Source organism: Micromonospora sp. NPDC049048, from assembly GCF_043197615.1.
Lineage (GTDB): Bacteria > Actinomycetota > Actinomycetes > Mycobacteriales > Micromonosporaceae > Micromonospora.
On the sequence record NZ_JBICTM010000003.1, the window covers coordinates 202,136 to 226,162 of the forward strand.

General features: G+C 75.1%; 20 protein-coding genes. 7 read left to right on the forward strand and 13 right to left on the reverse strand.

Annotated elements, in window-relative coordinates:
• Window positions 1-13 precede the first annotated feature (13 nt).
• Window positions 14-1,153 (forward strand): DUF3103 family protein, encoded by a 1,140-nt coding sequence (locus tag ACGFIG_RS11520; protein WP_393001739.1) that lies wholly within the window; start codon window positions 14-16, stop codon window positions 1,151-1,153.
• Window positions 1,154-1,181: 28 nt separating this feature from the next.
• On the opposite strand, the gene ACGFIG_RS11525 is transcribed toward ACGFIG_RS11520, so the two are convergent.
• Together ACGFIG_RS11525 and ACGFIG_RS11530 are read right to left on the reverse strand one after the other, a co-directional pair.
• Complete coding sequence (locus tag ACGFIG_RS11525) at window positions 1,182-2,090, reverse strand: L,D-transpeptidase family protein (RefSeq protein ID WP_393001741.1); 909 nt, start codon at window positions 2,088-2,090, stop codon at window positions 1,182-1,184.
• An 84-nt stretch (window positions 2,091-2,174) separates the two neighbouring features.
• Complete coding sequence (locus ACGFIG_RS11530) at window positions 2,175-3,623, reverse strand: alpha-amylase family protein (RefSeq protein ID WP_393001743.1); 1,449 nt, start codon at window positions 3,621-3,623, stop codon at window positions 2,175-2,177.
• Window positions 3,624-3,903: 280 nt separating this feature from the next.
• Between ACGFIG_RS11530 and ACGFIG_RS11535 the strand changes: the two genes are divergently transcribed.
• Together ACGFIG_RS11535 and ACGFIG_RS11540 are read left to right on the forward strand one after the other, a co-directional pair.
• Window positions 3,904-5,379, forward strand: a complete 1,476-nt coding sequence (locus ACGFIG_RS11535) for a hypothetical protein (RefSeq protein WP_393001745.1) — start codon at window positions 3,904-3,906, stop codon at window positions 5,377-5,379.
• Entirely contained in the window at window positions 5,376-6,842 is a 1,467-nt protein-coding gene (locus tag ACGFIG_RS11540) for an NADH-ubiquinone oxidoreductase-F iron-sulfur binding region domain-containing protein (protein WP_393001747.1), read from the forward strand. The genes ACGFIG_RS11535 and ACGFIG_RS11540 overlap by 4 nt, the downstream gene beginning before the upstream one ends.
• A gap of 26 nt (window positions 6,843-6,868) precedes the next feature.
• Here the strand turns inward: ACGFIG_RS11540 and serS are convergent, their stop codons facing one another.
• The 5 genes from serS to ACGFIG_RS11565 all read right to left on the reverse strand — a co-directional run bounded on the left by serS (window position 6,869) and on the right by ACGFIG_RS11565 (window position 12,323).
• The gene (serS, locus tag ACGFIG_RS11545) at window positions 6,869-8,152 is read right to left on the reverse strand and encodes a serine--tRNA ligase (RefSeq protein ID WP_393001749.1); all 1,284 of its coding nucleotides are present in this window, start codon (window positions 8,150-8,152) and stop codon (window positions 6,869-6,871) included.
• Window positions 8,153-8,323: 171 nt separating this feature from the next.
• Window positions 8,324-9,418 carry a MerR family transcriptional regulator gene (locus tag ACGFIG_RS11550; RefSeq protein WP_393002881.1) on the reverse strand — a complete coding sequence of 365 codons (1,095 nt, stop codon included), beginning with the start codon at window positions 9,416-9,418 and terminating at the stop codon, window positions 8,324-8,326.
• A 71-nt stretch (window positions 9,419-9,489) separates the two neighbouring features.
• Window positions 9,490-10,671: a saccharopine dehydrogenase family protein gene (locus ACGFIG_RS11555; protein WP_393001751.1), complete on the reverse strand. Its 1,182-nt coding sequence runs from the start codon at window positions 10,669-10,671 to the stop codon at window positions 9,490-9,492.
• Between the two features lie 45 nt (window positions 10,672-10,716).
• On the reverse strand, window positions 10,717-11,895 hold the full coding sequence (locus tag ACGFIG_RS11560) for an alcohol dehydrogenase catalytic domain-containing protein (protein WP_393001753.1): 1,179 nt from the start codon (window positions 11,893-11,895) through the stop codon (window positions 10,717-10,719).
• On the reverse strand, window positions 11,892-12,323 hold the full coding sequence (locus ACGFIG_RS11565; RefSeq protein ID WP_393001755.1) for a hypothetical protein: 432 nt from the start codon (window positions 12,321-12,323) through the stop codon (window positions 11,892-11,894). The genes ACGFIG_RS11560 and ACGFIG_RS11565 overlap by 4 nt, the downstream gene beginning before the upstream one ends.
• A 131-nt stretch (window positions 12,324-12,454) precedes the next feature.
• On the opposite strand from ACGFIG_RS11565, the gene ACGFIG_RS11570 reads away from it, so the two are divergent.
• Window positions 12,455-15,202, forward strand: coding sequence for a LuxR C-terminal-related transcriptional regulator (locus ACGFIG_RS11570; RefSeq protein WP_393001757.1), 2,748 nt, complete (start codon window positions 12,455-12,457; stop codon window positions 15,200-15,202).
• A gap of 16 nt (window positions 15,203-15,218) precedes the next feature.
• On the opposite strand, the gene ACGFIG_RS11575 is transcribed toward ACGFIG_RS11570, so the two are convergent.
• Both ACGFIG_RS11575 and ACGFIG_RS11580 read right to left on the reverse strand, forming a co-directional pair.
• The gene (locus ACGFIG_RS11575; RefSeq protein ID WP_393001759.1) at window positions 15,219-15,785 is read right to left on the reverse strand and encodes a DsbA family protein; all 567 of its coding nucleotides are present in this window, start codon (window positions 15,783-15,785) and stop codon (window positions 15,219-15,221) included.
• A gap of 93 nt (window positions 15,786-15,878) precedes the next feature.
• Window positions 15,879-16,565, reverse strand: coding sequence for a BON domain-containing protein (locus tag ACGFIG_RS11580; RefSeq protein WP_393001761.1), 687 nt, complete (start codon window positions 16,563-16,565; stop codon window positions 15,879-15,881).
• A gap of 283 nt (window positions 16,566-16,848) precedes the next feature.
• Between ACGFIG_RS11580 and ACGFIG_RS11585 the strand changes: the two genes are divergently transcribed.
• Together ACGFIG_RS11585 and ACGFIG_RS11590 are read left to right on the forward strand one after the other, a co-directional pair.
• Window positions 16,849-19,551 carry a cellulose binding domain-containing protein gene (locus ACGFIG_RS11585; protein ID WP_393001763.1) on the forward strand — a complete coding sequence of 901 codons (2,703 nt, stop codon included), beginning with the start codon at window positions 16,849-16,851 and terminating at the stop codon, window positions 19,549-19,551.
• Between the two features lie 238 nt (window positions 19,552-19,789).
• Window positions 19,790-20,428 (forward strand): maleylpyruvate isomerase N-terminal domain-containing protein, encoded by a 639-nt coding sequence (locus ACGFIG_RS11590; protein ID WP_393001765.1) that lies wholly within the window; start codon window positions 19,790-19,792, stop codon window positions 20,426-20,428.
• 222 nt (window positions 20,429-20,650) lie between these two features.
• Here the strand turns inward: ACGFIG_RS11590 and ACGFIG_RS11595 are convergent, their stop codons facing one another.
• A complete protein-coding gene (locus ACGFIG_RS11595; protein ID WP_393001767.1) occupies window positions 20,651-21,058 on the reverse strand; it encodes a hypothetical protein in 408 nt (135 codons plus the stop codon).
• Window positions 21,059-21,248: 190 nt separating this feature from the next.
• Window positions 21,249-21,395: a hypothetical protein gene (locus tag ACGFIG_RS11600; protein WP_393001768.1), complete on the reverse strand. Its 147-nt coding sequence runs from the start codon at window positions 21,393-21,395 to the stop codon at window positions 21,249-21,251.
• Window positions 21,396-21,726: 331 nt separating this feature from the next.
• Between ACGFIG_RS11600 and ACGFIG_RS11605 the strand changes: the two genes are divergently transcribed.
• Window positions 21,727-22,089 carry an STAS domain-containing protein gene (locus ACGFIG_RS11605; protein ID WP_393001770.1) on the forward strand — a complete coding sequence of 121 codons (363 nt, stop codon included), beginning with the start codon at window positions 21,727-21,729 and terminating at the stop codon, window positions 22,087-22,089.
• Between the two features lie 92 nt (window positions 22,090-22,181).
• Here the strand turns inward: ACGFIG_RS11605 and surE are convergent, their stop codons facing one another.
• On the reverse strand, window positions 22,182-23,006 hold the full coding sequence (gene surE, locus ACGFIG_RS11610) for a 5'/3'-nucleotidase SurE (protein ID WP_393001772.1): 825 nt from the start codon (window positions 23,004-23,006) through the stop codon (window positions 22,182-22,184).
• Window positions 23,003-23,980, reverse strand: a complete 978-nt coding sequence (locus ACGFIG_RS11615; protein ID WP_393001774.1) for a 1-phosphofructokinase family hexose kinase — start codon at window positions 23,978-23,980, stop codon at window positions 23,003-23,005. Before ACGFIG_RS11615 ends, surE begins: the two co-directional genes overlap by 4 nt.
• Between the last annotated feature and the right edge of the window lie 47 nt (window positions 23,981-24,027).

Here is a 24,027-nt window from a genome sequence, read left to right on the forward strand (position 1 = left end):
CAGAGGAGTCCATGTGAACCCACCTCCCCTTCGCCGCACCGTGCTGTCGCTGGGCATCGCGGTCGCCACCCTGACCGCGGCGGTCGCCACCCCGGCGTACGCCCGACCCGACCACGTCGCACCGGTGCCGGCGGCCGTCGCCGGCGGCCCGGTGTCCGGCATCCTCGACGGTGTGGCCCGCCAGGTGGCGGTCGCCGACCGGTCCGAGTTGGGCCGGCTGGGCGCGTCCGCCGCCGCCGGCCCGGTCGACCTGCTCGCCGCCGGCGTCGACGGCCGGCTCGCCGGCGACTTCCGCGCCGCCAACCAGCGGCTGCTGACCGCCAAGGGCCTGCCGGCCGGCACCGGCTCGCTGCTGCGGTTGCGGCTGGCCCACCCGGACATGCGTGCGGCGCTGGCCCGTGGTGAGGCGCCGCTGGTGGTCGCCACCCCGACCGACGACTCGGCGACGAGCGTGCACGCCTACGACCGCTCCGGCGGCACGGTGGTGCTGGACGCCGCGCGGGTGCCGCAGCGGCCGGTGCTGGTGGTGGACGTGGACACCGAGCGCGCGCTCGCCGCGGGGCTGACGCTGATGCGCCAGGAGTTGGGCGCGCGGGGCATCGACCGGGCGGCTCCGGCCCGGCCCGCGTCCCGTGCCTCCGCCGCCGGGGTGACGGCCTCGGCCGGTTACTGGGCCACCAAGGTCGACGCCGTCCGGCTCAGCGACGACAAGGAGCCCTGGCTCAAGGGCGCGGCCGAGATCTACAACCTCGTGGCCGGGTTCGGGCTGGACGGCAAGGTCAAGGTCGACCTGGTGCAGATGCCGTACCTGGACCACGACGGCACCACGTACTACCCGAACCAGTTGCTGGTGCACTTCTCGTCGTACAAGTACAACCTGGCCGACGTGGTCATGATGGAGGACGACGGCGACACCAACTACGCGGCGCTGGTCAAGGCGATCGCCAACGCTCTGCTGGTGATCGTGGACGGTGGCGCGTACACCCCGCTGGTCAACGCGATCCTGGACGCCCTGCCCGCCTCCTGGTACACCGACGACCCGGACTTCGTGGACGCCTGGTACACCCTGAGCACCGGCAGCAGCGGCCGGAAGCACGGCGCCGGCGCCAACGGCTGGATGGACGTCGCTCCGTACTGGGTCGCGCCACTCTGACCCGGCCGGCGCGTGGTTCGGGGTGCGCTCAGGCCGTCGGGGGTGGGGCGGGCAGTTCGTCGACCACCACCACCTCGGTGCCGGGGCGCACCTCGGCCAGCAGTTCCCGCTGCCCGCTCTTCGTGAGCCGGATGCAGCCGTTGGTGGTCTTCTTGCCCAGCTCGCCGTCGTGGTACCAGCTGTGGATGCCGATGTGCGCCCCGCGCAGGCCGGCCGGCACCGAGTCCGGGTCGTCGGGCACCGAGCCGAGGGCGAAGATGTCGACGCCCCCGTACACGCTCTGCGGCGGCGGGGTGCGGCCCAGGATGAAGGTCCGGCCCAGCGGGGTCTCCTGGCCGCGCTGGCCGAGGCTGACCTCCCAGGTACGCACGGCCTGGCCGGCGCGGTACCAGGTGAGGCGGTGCGCCCTGCGTTCCACCACGATCTGGTCGGGCAGCGCCACGGTGGTGTGACCGCCGGGCGGCAGCCAGGCGAGCGTGCGGTTGGCCGACGGGAGCAGCACCGCCGTCCAGCCGGCCCGCCGCTGGGCGACCGGCATGGTCAGCTCGACGCCGCTGATCGTGGGGTCGAGGAACGCCAGCGGCCGGCCGCCGGGGGCGGTGTAGGCGGCGATGCGGCGGGTCGGGTGCAGGCCTTCGGTCAGCGGCGCGGTGTCCATCGTGTCCGGGTCGGCCGGGAAGCCGGTGGGCGCCGGGCCGTAGTCGACCACCGGCAGGTCGTCCGGCGCGGGCGCGGCGACGGGCACCCGCTCGGGCGGCGCCACGTCGGCCGGGGCGGTGCGGGTCGGTGACGCGGGTGGCCCGACGACCGGCGGCGCGGTGGGCGCGGCCCCGGGGGTCAGCGCCCAGCCCGTCGCCCCGGCCGCCAGCAGGAGCAGGGGTACGCCGACGGCGGCCAGGGCCCGGACGTGTCGCCGGTTCATTCGGTCAAAACGCACAAACAAACTGTAACGGGTGAAGAACGGCGAAACCCCGTCCCCGCCGAATGTCGGCAGGGACGGGGCCGTGGACGGGGGCGACCGTCAGCTGAGCCGGGCGCCCACGTGGATGGCGATCGCGTCGTGGGCGGGCACGTTCGCGGCGAACCAGCCGCTGCCGTCCACGGTGATCACCGGCCCGCTGCACGTTCCGTTGCTGAAGGTGCCGTGGATGACGTCGCAGTAGCGGCCGGCCGGCAGCCCGGTCTGGTACGACCGACCGTTCACCGCGGAGTCCTCGTCGTTGATCGTGACGTAGCCCTTGCCGGCCCGGCCGAAGGCGATGTGGTTGTTGCCGTTGTCGTACCAGTTGACGACGCCGGCGCCTTCGGTGGCGTTGCGGAAGCCCACCATGTTGGCGATCACCGGCCAGCGGTGCTCGCACTCCCAGCCGGAGTAGCAGGTGGCGTTGAGGGTGCGCCCGGAGCTGTCCGAGGGCGGGCCCTGGTCGCGCTGGCTGTACGTGTAGCTCGACATCACCGTCGGGGAGCCGTACGGCCAGGCGAGCATGAACGCGTTGGCCAGCGCGTAGATGCCCCGGTCGCGGTAGGTCAGCACCCCGCCGACGTCGCGCTGGGTGTCGTGGTTGTCCAAGAACACGGCCGCCGACGCGCTGGGCAGGTGCCCCCAGCCCTCGCCGAAGTTGCGCAGGTAGGCGAGCTTCTCCGAGCGGAAGACCCGGGCCAGGTCCTTGCCGTAGCGGAACTCGTGCACGTCGCCGTTGCCGGTGTACTCGCCCGGCTGGATCGGCTCATCGGCGCCGTGGATCACCTCCTGCACCATGTACGCCGAGCGCGACAGCTTGCCCTTGATGGCGGCGATGTCGGCGGCCGGCATGTGCTTGCTGGCGTCCATCCGGAAGCCGTCGACGCCGAGCGAGAGCAGGTCGTTGAGGTAGCCGGCGATCTTCGTACGGACGTAGTCCGACTCGGTCTTCAGGTCGGCGAGGTTGACCAGCTCGCAGTTCTGCACCTCCCACCGGTCGTTGTAGTTGGCGATGTCGTCGCCGCCGTTGCGACCGCAGTGGTGGAAGTCCTGCGTCTGGTAGATCCCCGGGTAGTCGTAGTGCCCGTACGACGAGCCGGCCCAGCCGGTGCCGCCGTTGTCCTGCCCGGACATGTGGTTGACGACGGCGTCCACGACCACCTTCACCCCGGCCGCGTGGCAGGTGTCGACCATGGACTTGAACTGGGCGCGGGTGCCCTTGCGGGACTCGATGCGGTAGCTGACCGGCTGGTACGCCAGCCACCACTGCGAGCCCCGGACGTGCTCCTGGGGCGGCGAGACCTGCACCCACCCGTAGCCCTTGGGGCCGAGGGTGGTGCGGCACTCGGTGCCCACCGAGGACCAGTTCCACTCGAAGAGGTTGGCGATCACCTTCTTGCCGCCGGCCGGGGCCGCGGCGGCCGGGGGCGCCGTCGCGATGGCGGGAGCGAGCAGGCCGGCGATCGCGCCGAGGGCGACGATCGCCGACAACCGTCGACGTTTCTGCATGGAGGACTCCTGACAGGGGTGGGGGCGGTGGCGAACCGGCGCTGCCGGGATCTTGCAGGAGATGTTGAAAATTTCCGAAAGGTTACAAGCGCGTTGCAAGCGCTGTCAATGCATGGGCATGTGTGAATGCGTTCGCGTCGTCCACGCATCCGTGCGCCGGTCGGTTCGACGCCGGTGCGGGAATTTCCGCGCGGCGGTGATCCGCCCGCCACGTCGGTCCGTACTCGATGGGGAACAGGGCCGGCCGGCGGTGCGCCGCCGCGAGACGATCGAGGAGCAGATGGCCCGGGCACGACGCAACCAGAAGCCGGCCTCCGTCCGGACCACCAGCACCAGCCGGGGGGCCCGCAGTCGGTCCCGACCCGCGGTGGCCGTGTTGACCGTCTCCGCCCTCGCCGCGCTGTGGGCCACCACCATGCTGACCGGCGTCGGCTCGGCGGCGTACGCGTACGGCTTCTTCTTCACCGAGTTCTTCGCCGGGGTCGTCACCCTGGTGGCGTTGAGCCTCACCGTGATGATGGGGCTGCTCGCCACCGACCGGCTGGTGCTGCTGATCCGGCACCGGGTGCTGCTCCAGTCCGCCCACCGGGCCACCGGCATCCTCGGCGTCGCCGGGCTGCTCTTCCACGTACTCACCAAGATCGCCACCGGTCGGGCGGCGGGCACCGACGCGGTGGTCCCCTTCGTCGGCGGGCGGGGCCTCTACGTCGGCCTCGGCACCGTGGCCGCGCTGTTGATGGTGAGCGTGCTCTGGACCGGCGTCGTCCGGGCGCGCTTCGCCGGGGTCGGTCCGAAGTGGCTCTGGCGTACGTTGCACTCCGCCGCGTACCTGTCCTGGCCGTTCGCCATCGTGCACGGGCTCAACGCCGGGCGGCCCGCGCAGCCCTGGGTGGTGCTGAGCTACCTCGCCTGCGTGCTGCTGGTCGTGCTGGCGCTGCTGGTCCGCCTCTCCGTCAGCCTCGGCCGGCGCAGCCGGGAGCAGCACCAGGCCGCCGCGATGAACCGGGCCCTGGCCGGGCGGCCGGCGCAGGACGCTGCGGGCCGGTCGCTGCTGCGGGGCCTGACCCGACGCGTCGGCCGGGTGGCGGGGACCGACGGGCGCGGGGACGCGTGGGCGGGCACCACGGTCGCCGGCACCTGGCCCGCCCCCGCCGCGCGGCGGCGCGACCCGGAGCGGTTCACCGTGCCGGCCGTGCCCGAACCCGGCACGCTCCGCGAACCGGCCCGCCCGCGCCGCCGGAGTGGGGAGGAACTCACCCCGACCGGCCGCCGCCGTGCGGCGGAACCGGAGCCGACCGGCAGCCGCCGGGGCGAGGCGGAACTCGTCCCGACCGGCCGGCGCAGCCGCGTCGAGGAGCCCGCCCGCCGGGGCCGGGCCGAGCGCGACGGGCAGCGCGGGCACCCCGCGCCGCCCCGCCGCCGCGAGGAGGCCGAGGAGCCGTGGGACAGCCCCCGGCGCTGGGAGCGGACCGACCCGGTCTCCGCCGGGCCGGTGTCCGCCAATCCGGTGTCCGCCGGTGGGCGGCACAGCGCCGAGGACGACCGCGACCTCGAACCGGACTACTGGCGGCCCCCGGTCAGGTACGTCCCCGAGGACGTTCCGCTGCCGGCCGACGACACCCCGACCCTCGTCGACCTCGCGTCGCGGCGGGCGCGCCGGGCCGCCGGCGAGAGCCGGTCGACCCGCCGCCGCCGGGCCAACGCCGACGCCGTCGACGGGGCGTACTGGGCCGGGCTGCGAGGGGAGGCGAGGTGACGCGGACGACCGTGCCGCCGGTGGCCTGCGTCGGCGAGCCCCGACTGACCGCCGGCTTCGCCGAGTTCGGGCGGCTCGACCTGCTCGCCCACGAGGAGGTGCACGGGCCGATCGGGCCGATGGAACCGGCCACCCTGCTCCGGCTCGCCGAGGGCGTCCAACTCAGGGGCAAGGGCGGTGCGGGCTTCCCGTTCGCGAAGAAGCTCCGCGCGGTGCTGGAGTCCTGCGAGCGGCGGGACCTCCCGGTGGTGGTGGTGGTCAACGCCACCGAGGGGGAGCCGGCGAGCTGGAAGGACAAGGTACTGCTCACCCGCGCCCCGCATCTGATCCTCGACGGCGCCGCGCTCGCCGCGTACGCGCTGGAGGCCGAGGAGATCGTCGTCGGGGTGGCCGACGACGAGGTGGGCCGCAACTCCGTGACCGAGGCGCTGGAGGAGCGCCGGATGCCCGTGCCCACCAGCATCGTCACCGTGCCGCACCGGTTCATCTCCGGCGAGGGCGGCGCACTGGTCAACGGCATCAACGGGCTGCCGCACATCCCGCCGGGCACCAAGCGGCGCTCCAGCGACTCCGGCGTCGGCGGGCTGCCCACCCTGCTCTCCAACGCCGAGACGTACGCCCAGCTCGCGGTCGCCGCCCGCCTCGGCCCGTACGAGTACGCGGCGCTCGGCACCGACGACGAGCCCGGCACCGTGCTGCTCACCGTCACCGGCGCGGCCGGGCGCCCCGCCGTGGTGGAGTGCGCGGCCGGCACCGGGCTGCGGGAGATCCTCGACCTGTGCGAGGTGCCGGACGGGCCGGGTGTCCTGACGGGCGGCTACCACGGCCGGTGGATCACCCGGGAGGCCGCCGACCGGGCGGAGATCTCCCGCAAGGGGCTGGCTGCCGTGGGCGGCACCCTCGGCGCGGGCATCCTCGTTCCGCTGGGCGCGGACACCTGCCCGCTCGGCGAGGCCGCGCAGGTGGTGCGCTACCTGGCCGGCGAGTCCGCCGGGCAGTGCGGCCCGTGCCGGATGGGCCTGCCCGACCTGGCCCGCGCCGTCGACCTGGCGGTGGCCGGCAGCGCCCCGGTGGAGGTGGTCCGGGCCGCCGCCGGCGACGTGAAGGGCCGCGGGGCGTGCAGCCACCCCGACGGTACGTCCCGGTTCGCGCTCTCCGCGATGGAGGTCTTCGCCGAGGACCTGCGGCTGCACACCACCGGCGAGGGCTGCGGCCGGCGGGTCAGGGCGGTCATGGGCCTGCCCGGCGCGCCCGACGCGAACCCGCAGCGGCTCACGCTCGACTGGTCCCGCTGCGACGGGCACGGGTTGTGCGCGCACGTCGTACCGGACTTCATCCGGCTCGACGGCAACGGCTACCCCGCCTTCCCGCCCACCCCCGTGCCGACCTGGCTGCGCGAGGGCGCGCGCAAGGCGGTCAAGGTCTGCCCCGAACTCGCGCTGCGCCTCACCCCCGCCCCCTGAGGGGAGGCGGGGGTGAGGCCCGCGGGTCAGCGGGGGGTCAGCCGGTCGGTGCCCAGGCGGGCCTGGAGGACCTCGGGCACCAGCACCGAGCCGTCGGGCTGCTGGAACTGCTCCAGGATGGCGGGGAAGAGGCGGCTGGTGGCCAGCGCCGAGCCGTTGAGCGTGTGCACGAACCGGGTCTGCTTGCCGCCCGGCTCGCGGTAGCGGATGGCCGCCCGGCGCGCCTGGTAGTCGCCGGCCCAGGAGACCGACGACACCTCCTTGTACTTGCCCGTGCTCGGCATCCACACCTCGATGTCGAGGGTCTTGCGCATCGACGCGCTGGCGTCACCGGCCGACAGCAGGGAGCGCTGGTAGTGCAGGCCCAGCTTCTCGACCAGGCTCTCCGCGTGCAGGAGCATCTCCTCCAGCGCGGCGTCGGCCTGCTCCGGCAGGCAGAACTGGAAGATCTCCACCTTGTTGAACTGGTGCCCCCGCACGGTGCCCCGCTCGTCCGAGTGCGACCCGGCCGCCTCGCGCCGGTAGCAGGGGGTGTACGCGAACGCCTTCAGCGGCAGCTTCGCCGTCTCCAGGATCTCGTCCTGGTAGGCCCCGAGGATCGCCGTCTCCGACGTGGGCAGCAGGAACTGCCCGCGCGGGGCGGACTCCCGGTCCAGGTGGTAGACGTCGTCGTAGAACTTCGGGAACTGTCCGGCGGCGAAGCCTGCGGTGTCCAGCAGCAGGTGCGGCGGGAGCAGGAACTCGTAGCCGGCGCTGACGTGCTCGTCGACGAAGAAGTTCAGCAGCGCCCACTCCAGCCGGGCGCCCATGCCCGTGTACATCCAGAAACCGGAGCCGCCGAGCTTGACCCCGCGCTCGTGGTCGACCAGGCCCAGCATCCGGCTCAGCTCGATGTGGTCGCGGACCTTCTCGATCGCCGGGGGCTCGCCGAAGGTCCGGACGACCCGGTTGGCCTCCTTGCCGCCCGGCACCACGTCGTCGGCGGGCAGGTTGGGCAGTTCGCTCATCACGGTGCGCAGCCGCGCCTGCACCTCGTCCAGCTCGGACTCCAGCTCGGCGAGCTGCTTGCGGCCCGCCTCCGGCGCGGAGACCTCCGGCTCGGTGCCGGCGCGCTTCGCCGCCGCGTACGCGCGCGCCTCGGCCTTGCGGCGCTGCCGCTCGCCGTCGATGCCACTGATCAGGGCACGACGTTCCTGGTCGAGCCGCTGGATCTCGTCCAGGGCCCGGGTGACCTCGGCGGGATCCAGTCGCTTCGCCAGCGCGGTCGCCACCGCCTCGCGATCCTTCCGGATCAACTCCATGTCGAGCATGCTGCTCCGTACGCCTCCGTCCGGACGTCTGGTGGACCCACCGATGCTACCGTCGCGCCCCGGTCCCGCCCCGGCCCGGTCTCGACAACCTCCGCCGGGGCGTGCACCGGGCGTCCCGGCTTCCGCCGGGTGGTGGTCCGTGGTCGTCCCGGCTCCCGCCGGGTGCCGTGGTCAGAGCCGGATGGGCATCAGGACGGAGAACGCGTCGACGTCGTCCGGCCGGCGTACCGCCAGCGGGGCGATCGGGCCGTCCAGCTCCAGCAGCAACTGGCCCCGGCCGGCCGCGTCGAGGGCCTGGAGCAGGTAGCCGCCGTTGACCCCGACCCGGAACGCGTCCCGCTCCCCGGCCAGCTCGTCCGCCCCGAGCAGCCGTACGCCGCCGCGGCCGTCCGGGCCGAGCACGGTCACCGCGAGCGGGACACCGTCGTGCCGACGGGTGACGACCGGCGCGTCGGCGCTGGTCAGGGCCGCCCGCAGGGCGTCGGCGTCGACCGTCAGCCGGTGCGCCGGCCCGTCGTCGGCCGCCGAGCGGAGCAGGCGACGGTGGTCCGGGAAGTCGTACGGCAGGGCGGCGGTGTCGACCGTACGGCCGGCGGCGGCGACCGAGATCGTGCCGGCGGCCACCGTCAGCACCGCCCCGGTGTCGCCTCCCGCTCCGGTGCGGCCCCCCGCCTCGGTGCCCAGCAGGGCCCGCACCTCGTCGACGAAGGCGACCGGGGCGAGCACGCGCACCGCCGGCCCGTCGATCCGGGCCGCGGCCCGCGCCACCGCCAACCGGTGCCGGTCGGTCGCCACCAGCCGTACGCCGTCGGTGTCGGACTCGAACAGCACGCCGGACAGCACCGGAAGTTCGGGATCGGTGGCGACGGCGAAGCGGACCGCGTCCACGGCGGCGGCCAGGTCGACGGGGGACAGGACGAGTCGGGTGGTCATCGGGTGCTCCTCGGGATCGATCAGCGTACGGATCCGGGAGAGCTCGCGGCGGGCGTCGGCGAGACCGTCCTCCAGCCGGCGCAGGTGCGCGTCCAGCATCCGGTGGACCTGCGCCGGCTCGGACCGCAACGCGGCGGCGATCTCGGCGACCGGCATGCCGACCCGGCGCAGCCCGGCCACCAGGCGGGCGGGCGTCACCTGGTCGCCCGTGTACCAGCGGTAGCCGGTGACCGGGTCGACCAGGGCCGGGGCCAGCACCCCGGCCGAGTCGTAGAACCGCAGGGCGCTGACGGTCAGGCCGCTGGCCCGGGCCAGCTCGCCGATGCTGCGCAGGTCGCTCTCCACGGCGCTGATCCTGTCGTCTCGACCTGGTCGAGGGTCAACCCGCCGACCCCGGCTCCCGCTCAGCTCGGGGTGTCCAGCACGCGGAAGGTCATTCCGGCGCGCACCAGCCGGTCCAGCAGCGCGTCGCCCATCGCCGTCACCGGGGTGACCTGACCCGCCGTGCCGGGCAGCTCGTCGCCGGCCAGGCAGAGCGCCGACTCGGCGAGCATCTTCGCCGTCTCGTCGTAGCCGGGGTCGCCGCCGGCCACCTCCGTCAGCACCCGCCGCCCGCCGCCCGTGCCGACGAACCGGACCCGGAACCAGGACCTCGCCCGCTGCTGCGGCGTCGGCCCCTGCCCGGAGGCGAGCCGGCCGAGCAGCCAGCGCCGCGTCGGCGGCAGCTTCACCAGGGCCACCAGCGCGCCCAGCCCGGCCCCGGCGGCCAGCACCGTGGGCAGCCGCTTGACGGCCGCGAAGTGCCGGTAGCGGAAGTCCGGCCCGTACTCCGGGCGTGCGGCGGCCGAGCGGCGGACCACCTGCGGGTCGATGGTCGGCAGCGGCACCGTCCACATGCCCAGCTCCGTCGAGCGGGCCACCCGGCCGGGCACCGCCCGCACCCGCCGCCCCGGCGGTCGCGGCTCGACCTGCCGCCGCTCGCGGGCCGCCCGGGACGCCTCGGCGGTACGGGAGAAGGCCGTGAGCGCCGAGTGGTACGTGCCGGCGGAGAACTTCCCACCCGCGCGTACGAAGCCGTCGACGGCGATCGGCACGTCGTCCGGGAGGTGCTTGAGCGTGAACCAGACGCCCAGGTCGTGCGGGATCGAGTCGAACCCGCAGGCGTGCACCAGCCGTGCCCCCGTGCGCTCCGCCTCGGCGTGGTGGCGCACGTACATCAGGTCCACGAACTCGGGTTCGCCGGTGATGTCCAGGTAGTCGGTGCCGGCGCGGGCGCAGGCGGCGACCAGCGGCTCCCCGTGGTGCACGTACGGGCCGACGGTGGTGGCCACCACCCGGGCGCTCTCGGCCACCGCCCGCAGCGACCCCGCGTCGGTGACGTCGGCGGTGAGCAGGGGCAGCCCGGCCAGCTCCGGGTCGATCGCGGCCAGCCGGTCCCGTACGCCGGCCAGCTTGCCGGGGTTGCGTCCCGCGAGCGCCCAGCGCAGCCCCGGCGGGGCGGTGCGGGCCAGGTACTCGGCGGTCAGCCCGCCGGTGAAGCCGGTGGCCCCGAACAGGACGACGTCGTACGTCCGCTGCTCACGCATCCGCCGAGTCTGCCACCCGGCGCGGCGCGACGCAGCGCTCACGCCTCACCCGACGGAGGCCGGGAGATCGGGGCTGAGTACGGCGCGGACGCAGCCGTCGGCCCGGTCCCGGAACAGCGCGTACCCCTGCGCGCCCCGCTCCAGCGGCAGCCGGTGGGTCGCCAGGTGCTCGGTACGCAGCTCGTCGCGGGCCATCCGCTCCAGCAGCATCGGGATGTAGCGCTGCCCGTGCTGCCGGGCGCCCCGCACCGTCAGCCCCTTCTGGGTCACCGCCCCGAGCGGGAACGAGTCGACGAAACCGGTGAACTCGCCGAGCAGGAAGACCGAGCCGCCCTTGCGGCAGGCGTGCAGCGCCTCGCGGACCGCCGCCGGCCGCTCCGCGCCGCCGGTGAACCGGTCGGCCAGCGCCCGGAGACCGTGCCCGTTCCAGGCCGCCCCGACCGCCTCGACGCACACGTCCGGGCCCCGCCCGCCGGTGCGCTCGCGCAGCTCGGCGGTGACGTCGACGACGCGGGGATCGATGGTCTCCGCGCCGGCGTGCCGCTCGGCCATCCGCAGCCGCTCGTGCTCGGCGTCGACGACGACGACCCGTTCCGCGCCGAGCAGCCGCGCGGCCCGCGCCGCGAGCTGCCCGACCGCGCCCGCGCCCCAGACCGCCACAACGTCGCCGGGGCGCACCTGGCCCAGGTCGGCGCCCATCCAACCGGCCGGCGCGGCGTCCGAGGCGAACAGGGCGCGGTCGTCGCTGACCGGCTCCGGCACGGTGAACGCGCCGACGTCCGCGTACGGCACCCGGACGTACTCGGCGTGGCTGCCGGCGAAGCCGCCCAGCGCCCGGGGCTGGCCGAAGGCGCCCCCGGTGGGGTGTCCCCAGGCCGCCTCGGCGACGGCCGGGTCGGCGCTGCCGTTGTCGCAGCAGGAGGGCAGGTCGCGGCGGCAGTACCAGCAGCTGCCGCAGGCCACCGACGAGCAGACCACCACCCGGTCGCCGACCCGGTGCCGGCGTACCTCCGGCCCGACCTCGACCACCTCGCCGAGGAACTCGTGCCCGAGCACGTCGCCGACGGCGAGGTAGGGCACCCGCCCGGCCAGCAGCGGCAGGTCCCCGCCGCAGGTGGCGCTCTGCCGGACCCGGACGATGACGTCGTGGCCGTTGCGCAGCTCCGGGTCGGGCACCTGGCGTACCGCCAGCTCGCCCGCGCCCACCCAGCACAGCGCCCTCATCGCGGCGGCCCCGCCGGACGCTCGGCGGACCAGCGGTCCGCGCGCAGCACCTCGCCGGTCTCGGCGAGCTGCTTGACCTCCCGCAGCACCCGGCGGACCAGCAGGCCGGGGTCGTCGCCGACCAGGTGGGCGGCGAGCCCGGGGGGCACCGCGCCGGGCACCGGCCGGGCGGCCAGCTCCGTGCCCCGGCAGCCGGGGGCCGGCCGCAGCTCGACCTGCACCGCACGGCCGAGCCGGCGCAGGGGCTCCGGCCACCGGCCGCCGGGCAGCACCTCGCCGGGGGCGCGGTCGACGGTCACCACCTGCCAGCGCGCGGGCCGGGGACCCGAGCCGGCCCCGCGCGTCGGCCCGCGCCGCCGTACGGCCAGCGCCCGGCCCGCCGCCGCGAGGGCGAGCGCCACGCCGGCCGTGCCTGCCAGCCGTCCCATCCGTCCCCGCCCGTCCACCTCGGCCCGCCTCCCGTTCCCTCGACGCCGGGCGCGCGGCGCTGCGCGCGGCCGGTCGCCCGCGTACGGCCAGCCTCACCCCGGACGGGGTGAAGCCGGGTCCCCCCGAAGGGGTGAACGGGCCCGCGCCGGGTAACCGCCGCGCGCGGGACCTGGGGACGCATCGGTGGAGGGCGGGCCGGATGCCGGAGCACGTACGGGACACGGGGGTCGTCGCGGTCGCGGGCGGGTCGGCCGGCGCGCCGCTGCTGGCGTCGCGGCTGTGTCCCGCGCCGCCGCCGGAGCCGCTGGTACTGCGGCCCCGGCTGCTGCGGGTGCTGGACGAGGGGACCGCCGGGCCGGTCACCCTGCTCCGCGCCCCGGCGGGGTGGGGCAAGACGACGCTGCTCGCCTCCTGGTTCCCGGACGCCGACGCGGCCTGGGTCTCCGTGGAGGTCGACGACGACGGGGACCGGCTCTGGTCCTACCTCGCGGCGGCGCTACGCACGACCGTGGACCCCGCCGACGACGTGCCCGTGCCCGACCGGCCACCCGGCCCGGACCAGTTGGAGGTGCTGGCCGCGGCCCTCGCCGCCCGGGAACGGCCGGTGCTGCTGGTCCTCGACGACCTGCACCGGATCACCGACCCGGCGGCGCTGACCGGACTGGAGTTCCTGCTCCGCCACGCCGATCAGCGCCTGCGGCTGGTGGTCAGCGCCCGCGCCGGGCTGCCGCTGGCCGTGCACCGGCTGCGGCTGGCCGGGGAGCTGACCGAGGTCGGCCCCGACGAGCTGGCCTTCAGCGCCGACGAGGTGGCGGACCTGCTGACCGCGCACGGGGTCGCCCTGCCGGTGGCGGGCGTACGCCGGCTGTGGGAACGCGCCGGCGGCTGGCCGGCGGCCCTCCGCTTCGCCGCGCTGGCGCTGCGGGGACAGCCGGACCCGGCCCGCTGGGTCGAACAGTTCGGCGGCGACCAGCCGGACGTGGCCGGCTACCTGCGCGAGGAGGTGCTCGCCGGGCTCGATCCGGACGCGCGGGACGTGCTGCGCCGCTCCGCCGTCGCCGACGTGGTCTGCGCCGGGCTCGTCGACGCGCTGACCGGCCGGACCGACGCCGAGCAGGCGCTGGCCGGCCTCGCCGACGACGGCGGGCTGCTGCGCCGCGACGACAGCCGCCCGCCCTGGTACCGGTGCCCTCCGCCGCTGGCCGACCTGCTGCACGCCGAGCTGGGCCGGCTGCCGGCCGACGAGCTGCGTGACCTGCACCTGCGCGCGGCCGGTTGGTACGCCGACAACGGCCGGCCCGGCGAGGGGCTGCGGCACGCGCTCGCGGGCGGCGACCACGAGCGGGCCGTCGCGATCCTCGTGTCCCGCTGGCCGGAGCTGGTCCCGTACGACCGGGAGACGCCCGCCGGCCGGGCACCCGTACCCCCGCCGCCGGAGGCCGTGCGCCGCGATCCGGAACTCGGGCTGGCCTGCGCCGCCGAGCGGGCCCGGGCCGGGGACCCCACCGCCGCCGCCGAGCACCTGCGCGGCGCCGTCGAGGCCGCCCGGGCGCTGCCCACGCCGCGCCGGGACCGCTTCCGGCAGCTGGCCACCGCCCTGGAGCTCACCCTGGCCCGGCTGGCCGGCGACCCCGAGGCGGTACGCGCCGCCGCGGCCCGGCTGCTCGCCGCGCAGGCGCCGGCCGAACCGCCGGGCGTCGTCGCCGGACACGCAGACGTACGGGCCGTGGCCGGCACGGCGCTGGGCCTGGCCGACCTGGCGGACGGGGACCTCCACGCCGCCGGCCTCGCCTTCGCCGGCTCGCTGTCGGCCGCCCGGACGGCCGGACGACCGCGTACGGAGCTGGTCTGCGCCAGCCGGGCGGCCCTGCTGCACGCCGTGCGGGGCGAACTGCGCGCGGCCGACGCCCTCGCCCGCGAGGCCCTCGCCATGCCGCCCTGCCAGGGCTGGTCCTGCCGGGCGGACTGCGCCCACGCGTACCTGGCGCTGGCCCTGGTCGCGCTGCACCGGGACCAGCCCGGGGAGGCGGAGGCGAATCTGGTGCTGGCGGCGCCGGCCACCGGCGAACCCGTGGTGGGGGCGGTGGCGGCGTGGTGCCGGGCGTACCTGCTGCGCGACGCCGGTGACCTGCCCGAGGGGCACCGGGTGCTGGCACAGGCGAGGGAGCGGCTGACCGGCCTGCCCCGGGCGGGTGAGCTGGCACTCTGGCTGCTGGCCGCCGAGGCCGACGTGCGGGGGACACGGGGCGACCTGAGCGCCGCCCGGGACCTCCTCGTGCGGGCACCCGACGCGGCCACTCCGCCGCTGGCCGTCGCGCTCGCCCGGGTGGAGCTGCGCGCCGGGGACCCACGCGCCGCCGGGTACGCGCTGCCCGACTGGGAGTCGCCGGAGGCGGCCGACTGGGCGCTGCCCGTACGGCTGGACGCCGCCGTACTGGACGCGGTGCTCGCGCGGCACGCCGGCGACGAGCGGCGGGCCGGACGGGTGCTGGAACGCGCCCTCGACCTGGCCGCGCCGGAGGGCTTCCGGCGGCCGTTCACCCGGGCCGAGCCGGGGATCCGTGACCTGCTCGCCGCGCACCTGGACACGGGCACGGCACACTGGCCGACGGTCAGCGACCTGGTCCGGGGGGCCGGGCCGCCGGCCGAGCGGGTCCCGGCGGAGCGGGTCACGGCGGCCCTGGACGAGCCGCTGACCGAACGGGAGCTGACCATCCTGCGCTACCTGCAGAGCATCCTGTCCAACGTGGAGATCGCGGCCGAGCTGTCCCTGTCGGTGAACACGGTCAAGACCCACGTGCGCAACATCTACCGCAAGCTCGACGCCACCCGCCGCCGCGAGGCCGTCCGCCGAGCCCGCGACCTCCACCTGCTCTGACCGGAGGGTGGATGGGTCAGGGGGTGGCGGTGTCTACTGCGGTCAGGAGGTCGGCCAGGTCGTAGTTGCCGTCGTGGCGGGCGCCGTTGACGAAGAGGGTCGGGCTGGCGTGGACGCCGCTGCGGATGCCGCCCACGAAGTCCCGCCGCACCCGGTCGCCGTACGCCTGGCGCTCCACCTCGGCCGCGACCTCGGCGGCGGGCAGGCCGACCTGCTCCACGCCGAGTGACAGGTGCACCGGGTCGAGCTGGTCCTGGTGTTCGTAGAGCCAGTCGTGCAGGGCCCAGAACTGCCCGCGCCGGCCGGCGGCCTCGGCCGCCTCGGCGGCCTGCTCGGCGTACGGGTGCATGTTCGTGATCGGGAAGTGCCGGTAGACCAGGCGTACGGTGTCGGCCCGCTGCCGCAGCAGTTCCCGCAGGTTCGCGTACGCGGCTCCGCAGTAGCGGCACTGGAAGTCGGCGTACTCGACGATCGTCACCGGCGCGTCCACCGACCCGCGGACGTGGTCGTCCCCGGTCACCGGGGTCCGCAGGCGGGCGGTGACCTGGAGCGGAGTGGTCGTCGGGCTGGTCACCTCAGTCATGTCGCCCAGCCTGCCGGGCGGCGGGGTGAGGACGGCTCACCCCGCCCGGGTGGCTCGCTGTCCGGCTCCGCGCCCGGCGGGTGCCGGCGTGGTTCAGCCCAGCACCGGGGCGACCGCGATGTGGTTCTGCACCTCGCGGATCCCCGGCGCGCACCACGCCGTCCGTTCCACCTCGGCCCGCTCCGGCATCGAGTGGACCAGCCCGCCGAGCAGCACCGTGTCGCCGTGCACCCGGACGGTGATCTTCTCCGCCGGGGTGGCCCGGTTGCGCGCCAGCGCGTCGACGATCCGCTCCGCCAGGGCGTGCCCGTCGGGCCGGACGTCGGGGCGCACGACGATGCCGTTGCTGACCCCGCGTACGCCGGTCAGCCGGGACACGGCGCGTTCGGCGGCGCGGCGCTGGTACTCCCAGTCCACGTCGCCGTGCAGCGTGACCCAGCCCTGCGAGACGGTCACGTCGAGCCGCTCCAGGGGTACGAACGCGTCCCACTCGAGCGAGTGCCCGGCCGCGGCGGCGATGTCCGGGTCGGTGCGTTCCGCGCCGGTGCCGAGGCGTACGGCCAGGTCGTTGGCGACCGCCCGGACGCGCGCCACCCGGTGCGCCGCCCGCTCGGCGGCCCACTTCTTGGCGTAGCTGTCGACGCGGCCGGTGAGGGTGACCACACCCTCGGCGACGGTCACGCCGATCTCGTGGGGTCGTACCCGGGGTTCCCAGGCCAGTTCGTCGAGCACGGCCGACTGGATCTCCTGGTCGGTACGGCTGATCGTCTCGATGGCCATCTGTCACTCCTCACCCGACGGTCCGGTCGGTATGTGCGCTTCCGCAGGGACCGAGCGTTTCGCGGGCCCGGGTGACGGGCCTTCACCCGGCCCGGGTGATCTCTGGGAGCGCTTCCATGCCGGTGGTGGATTCGGCTAGGGTAAGCGCGTTCCTCGGGTGCGGGAGCCATCGCGCCGATCACCGGAGCCAGGGCAGCTCCGGCGCGATCGCGCGTGTCCCCGTCGCCGGCCGGCCGCCCCCACGACCGCCCGGCGTCCTCCAAACACCCGGAAGGAACCGCAGATGCGGAGAAGTTACGTCGGCGCGGTCGTGTCCGCGCTGGTCGTCGCCGCGACCGTCGTGGCGGCACCGTTCACCGCGGCCGGCGCGCCCACCGCCGCCGCCGAGGCGTACACCTGGAAGAACGTCCGGATCGACGGCGGCGGCTTCGTCCCCGGCATCGTCTTCAACCCCACCGAGAAGAACCTGATCTACGCCCGCACGGACATCGGCGGCATGTACCGGTGGGAGCAGGCCAGCCAGTCCTGGACGCCGCTGCTGGACTGGGTCGGCGCCGACAGGTGGGGCTGGAACGGCGTCGTCAGCGTCGCCACGGACCCCGTGCAGACCAACCGGGTGTACGCGGCCGTCGGGATGTACACCAACGACTGGGACCCGAACAACGGCGCGATCCTGCGCTCGGCCGACAAGGGCGCCACCTGGCAGGTCACCGAGCTGCCGTTCAAGAACGGCGGGAACATGCCCGGCCGGGGCATGGGCGAGCGGCTCGCCGTCGACCCCAACCGCAACAGCATCCTGTACTACGGCGCCGAGGGCGGCAACGGCCTGTGGCGCAGCACCGACTTCGGGGCGACCTGGGCCAAGGTGGCGAACTTCCCCAACGTCGGCAACTACCGGGCCGACCCGAGCGACCCGAACGGCTACAACGGCCAGAACCAGGGCCTGACCTGGGTCAGCTTCGACAAGAGCACCGGTACGGCTGGCACCGCCACGCAGACGATCTACGTCGGCGTGGCAGACAAGGAGAACCCGGTCTACCGCAGCACGAACGGCGGGGCCACCTGGGAGCGGATCGCCGGGCAGCCGACCGGCTACCTCGCCCACAAGGGCGTCGTCGACCCGGTGGGCGGCTTCCTCTACATCGCCACCAGCGACACCGGCGGCCCGTACGACGGCGGCAAGGGCGACGTCTGGAAGTTCAGCCGCGCCACCGGCGCGTGGACGCGGATCAGCCCGATCCCGTCGACCAGCACCGACGCGTACTTCGGTTACAGCGGCCTGACCATCGACCGGCAGAAGCCGAACACGCTGATGGTGGCGACGCAGATCTCGTGGTGGCCGGACGCGATCTTCTGGCGCAGCACCGACGGGGGAGCGACCTGGACCCGGATATGGGAGTTCACCAGCTATCCCAACAGGTCCAAGCGCTACACCATGGACGTCAGCTCGGTGCCGTGGCTGACCTTCGGCAGCAACCCGGCGCCGCCGGAGGAGACCCCGAAGCTCGGCTGGATGAACGAGTCGGTCGAGATCGACCCGCACGACAGCAACCGCTTCATGTACGGCACCGGCGCCACCATCTACGGCAGCACCGACCTCACCACGTGGGACACGGGCGGCCAGTTCACGATCAAGCCCATGGTCAGGGGCCTGGAGGAGACCGCGGTGCTCGACCTGGTCAGCCCGCCCTCCGGGGCGCCGCTGGTCAGCGCGCTCGGCGACATCGGCGGCTTCCGGCACACCGACCTGGACGCCGTACCGCCGATGATGTTCACCCAGCCGACCTTCACCAGCACCACCAGCCTCGACTACGCCGAGACGAAGCCGGCCGTGATGGTGCGGGCCGGCAACTTCACCGACGCCGACCGGCCGAACGACAGCCACGTCGCGTTCTCCACCGACGGCGGGGCCAACTGGTTCCAGGGCACCGAACCGTCCGGCATCGACAGCGGCGGCACGGTCGCCGCGTCGGCCGACGGCAGCCGGTTCGTCTGGGCCCCGGGTGACACCGGCCAGCAGGTGGTGTACTCGGTCGGCTTCGGCACCTCGTGGGCCGCGTCGACGGGCGTCCCGGCCAACGCGACCATCGAGTCCGACCGCGTGAACCCGAACAAGTTCTACGCCTTCAGCGGCGGCAGGCTCTACGTCAGCACCAACGGCGGGGCGAGCTTCACGGCCTCGGCCGCCGCCGGCCTGCCCACCACGGGCAACGTCAGGTTCAAGGCGCTGCCCGGCAGGGAGGGCGAGCTGTGGCTGGCCGGCGAGGGCGGGCTGTGGCGCTCGACCGACTCCGGGGCCACCTTCACGAAGCAGGTCGCGGTGAGCACCGCCGGCAACGTCGGCTTCGGCAAGGCCGCGCCCGGCCGGACGTACCCGGCGCTGTACCTGTTCGGCACCGTCGACGGCCGGCCGGGGGTGCACCGTTCGGACGACACCGGCGCGACCTGGGTACGGATCAACGACGACCAGCACCAGTACGGCAACGCGGGCGAGGCCCTGACCGGTGACCCCCGGGTCTACGGCCGGGTCTACCTCGGCACCAACGGCCGGGGCATCCTGGTGGCTGACCGGCTCGGCGGCACGCCCGATCCGACCCCGACCACCCCGTCGCCGACGACCCCGCCCCCGACCACCCCGCCCCCGACCACGCCGCCACCCCCGACCACGCCACCGCCCGGCAGCGGCTGCACCGCGACCTACCGGGTGACCGGCTCCTGGCAGGGCGGCTTCCAGGGCGAGCTGGTGGTCCGCAACGCGGGCAGCGCCGCGATCGCCGGCTGGACGGTGGGCTGGACCTTCCCCGACGGTCAGCGGATCACCCAGCTCTGGGGCGGCACCCACACCCAGACCGGGGCGAGCGTCTCCGTCCGCGACGCCGGCTGGAATGGTGCCCTCGGCGCGGGCGCCACCGCCACCGCCGGCTTCCTGGCCGGTACGACCGGGGCGAACAACCCGCCGGCCACCGTCACCTGCACCGCCCGCTGACGCCGTCACCCGCTGACTGATGACCGCTCCCGTCCCGCCGACCGCGCATTCCGAGCCCTCGACCGGGGTCCGGGGTGCGCGGTCGCGCGGGGTGGCGGCAGCGGCGCCGTGGCGCTGGCGGGCCTGGGCGGGCCAGCCCGGGTGCCACTGCGGGCCGATGATGCGGCACGCGAAGAGGTGGTCGGCGTCCCGGCGGACCATAGGCTCGGGGGATCGCCTGTCGAAGGAGGGATCGGCTGTGGATCCGATCAGGACGGCCTATCTCACCGCCGCCCGCTCGGCGGTGGATCTCCTCGCCGACCCGGCCGTCGCGATCCACTGGGACGAACCGAGCGCGCTGCCCGCGTTCGGGGTGGGCGGACTGGCCGGCCACCTCGCCAGCCAGGTGCTCGGCGTTCCCGCCGTGCTGGCCGCGCCCGTCCCCGCCGGTGACCCCGTGGGCCTGCTCGACCACTACGCCCGCGGCGGCTGGCTCGGCGCCCCGGTCGACGCCATCGTCAACGTCGCCATCCGCCGGGCCGGTGACGGCCTGGCCGCCGACGGCCCGGCCGCGCTGGTCGACCGGTGCGCGGCCACCCTGCGTGAGCTGTCCGGAGTGCTGCCGGGGGAGCCGTCCGGGCGGGTGGTGCACCTCGCCCGTGGCCCGTGGTCGCTCACCCTGGACGACTTCTTGGCCACCCGGCTGATGGAACTCGTCGTGCACGCCGACGACCTCGCGGTCAGCGTCGGCGTACCCACCCCGGAGTTGCCGGCCGAGGCGGTGAATCCGGTGTTGACGTTGCTGGCCCGTCTCGCCGTACGCCGACACGGGCAGCCGGCGGTGCTGCGCGCGCTGAGCAGGGCGGAACGTGCGCCGACGAGCGTCGCCGCGCTCTGAGGCTGCCCCGCTCCGAGGCGAGGCCGCCTGCTCCGAGGTGAGGCTGCCTGTTCCGAGGCAGGGCCGCCTGCTCCAACGTGAGGCGGCCCCGCTCCGAGGCGCGGCGGGCCGTGGGATGGGGCGGCGCCTGCTGCGGAACCCGCCAGAGAGAAAGCGCGGCCCCGGTCGAACCCTTCGCAGGTTCGGCCGGGGCCGCGTTCAGCCGTCAGGTCTGCCGGGCGTTCAGCCGTCGAGGCCGACGGGGGAGTTGGGGCGGTCGACGTCGACGAACTCGATGTCGTCCATCGCCCGGTCGCCCCGGCTGCCGGCGGCCCGCGCGGCGGTGCCGGCGGCCCAGCCGACCGCCGCGCCGACCAGCGCGGCGCCGATCAGCAGCGTCCAGGGCAGCGCGGGCCGGCGGCCGGCCAGCGCGTCGAAGGCCAGGGTGGCGCGGCGACGGGCCTCGTCCGCCGCGGAGCCCACCAGGTCGCCGGCCTCGTCGGCGAGACCGGAACCACCCCGGCGGGCCGACCGGGCGGTGTCCCGGACGCTGTCACCGGCGGAGCTGACCGCCGAGACGAGTTGCTGCCACGCCTGGTCCGCGATCCGCTCGGGCTTGCTGCGGCGGTCCAGCAGGTTGCTTCCGAACATGGTGGTTACCTCCTCGGGTGCCGAAGCCGACGGCCACTTCGGACTCCGGCGTCGCAGCGGCGGGTGACGGTTCGCTCGTTACCGCCTGTGCCCCGTGGGGCGGCTACGCAAACCCGGTGCGCCGGTGGGCGCCGCGCTGCGGGCGACGCCGGTCGGCGTACGGGCCGGCGACCGGTCTCGCGGACCCCCGTCAGCGGAGGGCGACCGCCACGGTCACGCCCCGGGCGAAGTCGTCGTCATCGTCGTCGTCATCGCCGCCACCTCCGCCGAATCCGCATGCCAGTACGAGGGCCAGCAGCGCGCTGACGCCGGCCAGCGCGGCAAGTCTCCTGAGCATCGAGCGTCCCTCCGGTCACAGTCGTGTCTCCCGAGCCGATGCTAGGCAGGACGGGCAAGACCCGGGGGGGGTGAACCGGAACAGGCCACGCCCGGGACGGCTGTTGGGCGGTGCCGGCCCCAGCCGGCTACCCTGGGGGCTCGGCGCGTCGGTGGAAGCTGACCGTCGGGTAGAAAAAACGTCAATAGTCCGGATATGGGCGTCTTGCTGCGCCCTGATCCGCGAATTGCTCATCCCGAGGGGTGGCGACCGAGGCCGTCGGAGGAATACTCTCGGTCGCGGCCCGCGTACTGATGAGGCGCCCGTCGGACGGGCGAGTGGAGGTGCTCGCGTGAGCCTGTCGATCGTGAAGTCGGTTCTGCCCGGTGGTGTCATCGAGATCGCCCCGCGGGGCGAGATCGACGTCGACACCGCGTACGAGGTGCGCGAGGCGATCGCCGAGGTCCTGACCAAGGGGCGTCCCGCGCGGATCGAGCTGAACATGCGGCTCGTCTCCTTCATCGACTCGGTCGGCATCAGCGCGATGGTCGCCGGTTTCCAGACCGCCGAGGTGAGTGGCGTCAAGCTCGTCGTCACCGAGCCGAGCCGGTTCGTGCACCGGCAGCTCTGGGTGACGGGCCTGCTCGGCCTCTTCGGCGCCCCCGAGCCCTACTACGCCGGCGCGCCCACCCCCGAGGTCCTTCCCGGCGCCTGATCTCCGTCGGCGGCACACCGCCCGCGACGATCTTCCGGAGGGGCACCCCGGCCGGCTCCACCCACCGCTGTCCGTAGCGGGTCGTGCGCTGCTCAGGCCTCCCCGAGGCCCGACAGGTCGACGTCCGCCACCTCGGTGACCGCGCGGATCGCCGTCACCGAGGCGTACCCCTCGGCCAGCAGGGCCAGGTCGGTGCCCGGCTGCACGGCCTGCCCCGGCTCCTCCAGGGAGGTGCGGACGAAGCCGTGCCCGGCCTCCGCCACCGTCATCTGCACCTGGCCGAAGCTGGCCAGCGTGCCTCGGCGTACCCCTCGCAGCCGGTTGTGCGGCAGGTCCGGCGCGTTCACGTTGAGCACGCTCTCCACCGGCCCCGCCGTGAGCCGGGGTAGCAGGTCCAGGGCTACCAGGGCGGCCGTCGACCAGTGCCGCTCGGCGTCGCGTACCCGCGCGGCGGCGGCCACCGCGGCGCCCCCGCTGGCGGCCGTGGCGTCTCCGGCCGAGAGCACGTCGAGCGAGACGGCCATCGCCCGGCAGCCGTTCGCGGCGGCGGTGAAGGCGGCGCCCACCGTGCCCGAGTGCAGGACGGCGCGGCCCGCGTTCGCGCCCCGGTTGATGCCGGAGAGCACCACCATCGGCGGCGGCCCGAAGGCGCCGTGCACCGCGATCAGCGCGATGAAGCCGGGGGAGCCGCCGACCGCGAACGCCGGGACCTGGGGCAGTTCCGGCAGCGGGTGCTCGTGGACCACCACGTGCCCGTCGCGCTCCACGGCGGTCATCGCGGCGCTGGTGCCGCTCGCCTCCTCCAGCGGCGCGGCGACGACCACGTCCAGGCCCCGGTCCGCCGCCGCCCGCGCCAGCGCCTGGATGCCGGGCGCGGCGATCCCGTCGTCGTTGGTGACCAGTACGCGCAGCGTCATCGCTCGGCCGCCCGGTGGGCCAGCTCGTCCGGGCTGGTCCGCTCCTGCGGCCGGCTGCCCGCCGGTACGAGGCGCACCCGGTCGACCAGGCCGGTGATCGAGTCGATCCGGCCGGTGCCCAGGCCGTGCCGGGTCACGTTCAGCGCGCCGGCCGCCGCGCCGGTACGGATCGCGGTGCGCACGTCACCGCCGCGTGCCGTCACGGCCGCCACCCCGGCGGTCATCGAGTCGCCCGCCCCGCGCGGGTCGGCCGCCTCCAGCCGGGGCATCTCCACCTCGAAGACCTCGCCGTCGACGAGGGCGAGGGCGGGCTTGTCGGCCCGGCTCACCACCACGTTCTCGGCGCCCGCGGCGTGCAGGTCGTAGAGGGCCCGGGTGAGCTGCTCCTCGTCGTCGCCGTCGGCGCGGCCGTCGGCGATCAGCTCCTCGTGGCTGACCTTCAGGAAGAAGACGCCGCTGCTCAGCACGGCGTCGAGGTGCTCACCGCAGAGGTCGACCACCACCCGGCTGCCGTTGGCCCCGAGGTCGGCGGCGAAACGGCGGTAGAGGTCGGCCGGGACCAGGGACGGCTCGTTCGGCCCGCTCAGTACGCTGACCTCGGCGCGCAGCCCCTCGCCGAGGGCCAGGTTGTAGATCTCGTCCAGCTCGTGCCGGCTGAGCGGCTGGCCGGGCACGTCCACGATCTCCCGCCGGGAGCCCTCGCGCCGGTCGTGCACGTACCCGCCGCTGCCGGAGTCGCGGACCACCACCTTCAGGTCCACCCCCTCGCTGACCAGCAGCGGCTCCAGCACCTGGCCGATCTCGCCACCGAGGGCGGTGCAGAGCACCACGTCGACCCCGAGCGACATCACCATCCGGGCCTGCCAGACGCCCTGCCCGCCGGGGTGCAGGTGCAGCTCCGGCGCCTCGCTGGGCTGGTCCACGGTCACCGTCAGCCGGGGCGTGGGCGCGAAGACCATCACGTGCCCGCTCATCCGTCGTACCCGTTCATGCCCCCACCCCTCCAACCGTCGGCACGGTG